Annotated in this window: 2 protein-coding genes; both read right to left on the reverse strand. The window is 36.3% G+C overall.

Annotated features, from left to right (window positions below; translation table 11 throughout):
• The coding region (locus AC1DPQ_RS25720; protein WP_477611306.1) for a S8 family serine peptidase at positions 1 to 1,081 on the reverse strand (1,081 nt) is incomplete at its 3' end.
• 364 nt (positions 1,082 to 1,445) lie between these two features.
• The coding region (locus AC1DPQ_RS25725; RefSeq protein WP_477611307.1) for a RagB/SusD family nutrient uptake outer membrane protein at positions 1,446 to 2,184 on the reverse strand (739 nt) is incomplete at its 5' end.

Consider the following 2,184-nt stretch of genomic DNA (forward strand, 5'->3'; position numbering starts at 1 on the left):
ATTTAATTGCTTCATCTACTGCTTCTTTATCCGATGAATATGCTTTACCAAAACTCATGTTAATTACTTTAGCCCCATTATCTGCTGCGTACCTAATAGCGTTTGCAACATCTTTATCGCGTTCATCGCCATTTGGTGTAGTACGAACTCCCATAATTAACACATTATTCGCCACCCCCATAATGCCTAAATTATTGCTACGATCTGCACCAATTATACCCGAAACATGGGATCCATGCGAAGCATCAGGACCTTTTACATCATTATTACCATAAAATCTTTCCTTGCTGTTATTAGGATCATCACCTACAATACTACGAGGGTTATAATCAACATTGTAGTCATAATTAATTTGATCATCAAGATGCTTCATGTCTTTAGCTAGTCGGTCATTATAAAAAGTCTTGAAGTCCGTATCTTTTAAAACATTTAATAGAGTTGCTTTTATTCTACTTTCTCTCTCACTCTCTGGTTGAAAAGCTTCAATATCATTAGGCGTTGGATTTTCCTTCCCAATTTTCTTAATTAAAAGATCTAATGCGCTTTTAAATCCAGAAATCCCAGCAAAATTACTTTTTGCTGTAGTTAACTCTTGATCAAGCAGTGATCGATTCTTCATAAAATCTTCGTAACTTGCTTTATCCTTTTCGGCTACTGTTTCGGCTGTAAGGTTAGCAAAACGAGCTTTATCACGACGAACCAAACGAGTTAGCTCTAAGTTTTCATGGTCAATTGAACCCGTTGCTCCGCCTAAAAAATTCCAACCATGAATATCGTCCTTGTACCCATTCTTATCATCGTCTACTCCATTGCCTTCGATTTCCTTTTTATTGGTCCAAATTACTCTTTTAAGGTCTTCATGATTTAAATCAACCCCACCATCTAGTACTGCAACCACTACTGGCTTCGATTTTTTACCTTTTAGCAGCTCTTTATAAGCTTTTTCTGTACTGATACCAAAAACGGAGTCAGTTTTAAGATCCAAATTTTGCCAATTCGCCTTTTGAGCAAGTGAAAGTAAAGGAAGCACACTAAAACATGATAATGCGATTATTTTTTTTAAAGAATGGTTATTATTCATACAGTTTTTAATAAATTATTATTGACTAGTTTCAAAGAATGGCTTTAATGCCGTTTTATTATTAACCTTAGTTCGATTAATTTTTACCCGTTGTGATCAATTTTTAGTCTCTTTTTCCTAACGCGATCGTCATGCTGAACTTGTTTCAGCATCTTTCCTGCTAGATAGACCCTGAAATAAATTCAGGGTGACGACGGTGAGTCGAAAATATCTACAGAAGATCTTTAAAGACATGTTATTAATCGAGTTCAGGTTATTAAGTTAATTATCGATTAAAATAATGTTATAAGTGGTTAATAGCCCAGTAGTGGAGAATTTAGCTTTTCGAAGTAAATTTCGTTCTGGATCGATGGTAAAGTTTACATTAATGGTTTAATTGCATGTTAGGATTAAATAATTTGACACGAGTAGGGATTTCAAAAGTATAATTAGGGCTTTTCGGTGCTAATGTTCCTTCTACTGCTAATGTCTTTGTATTAATCCTTTTCACCTCTGGCATTCTGCCTTCCTGATCCAAACGCTTCATATCAAACCAGCGAAGACCACTATAAGCTCCTTCTCTTCTTCGTTCTGCCAGTACTTTAACTAAAGCTTCTTCGCCTGTGGCCGCACTTTGATCAACATAAGCCGCAGTTTTAACCCTATTTTTACGTAACAAGTTCACAATGGCCATGGCTTCATTAAATTGGCCTTGCCTTGCCAACAATTCAGCTTTAGTTAAGTACATTTCTGGGAAGGTTATACCGAAATTATATTCTCCTGGTAGCGGTGCCCGTACCAAACCATCATTGTTTATTATGGTTAAGAACTGGTAACGAAGATCGTTGTTGTCAAAATAATTTTTTAAGTCGGTAGAGTAGAGCATAAAACTAGGAGAGCCGCTAACTGATGCGCGTTGCCAAAGTACTTCAGAACTTAATTCGGAAATGGGAAGAGCAGTAGGTATGGGGGGGTAAGAATTATAATTTAACAAGGTGTGTGGCGCAGTTAAGGCTAAATCGTTATACTTTTTAGCATTGGCAAAATCTGCCATATACAAATAAATCCTGGTTAATAAGCCATAGGCTACATATTTGGTTACCCGATACCGGTTTACATTACTG

The organism is Pedobacter sp. 01T416_2 (assembly GCF_056398925.1).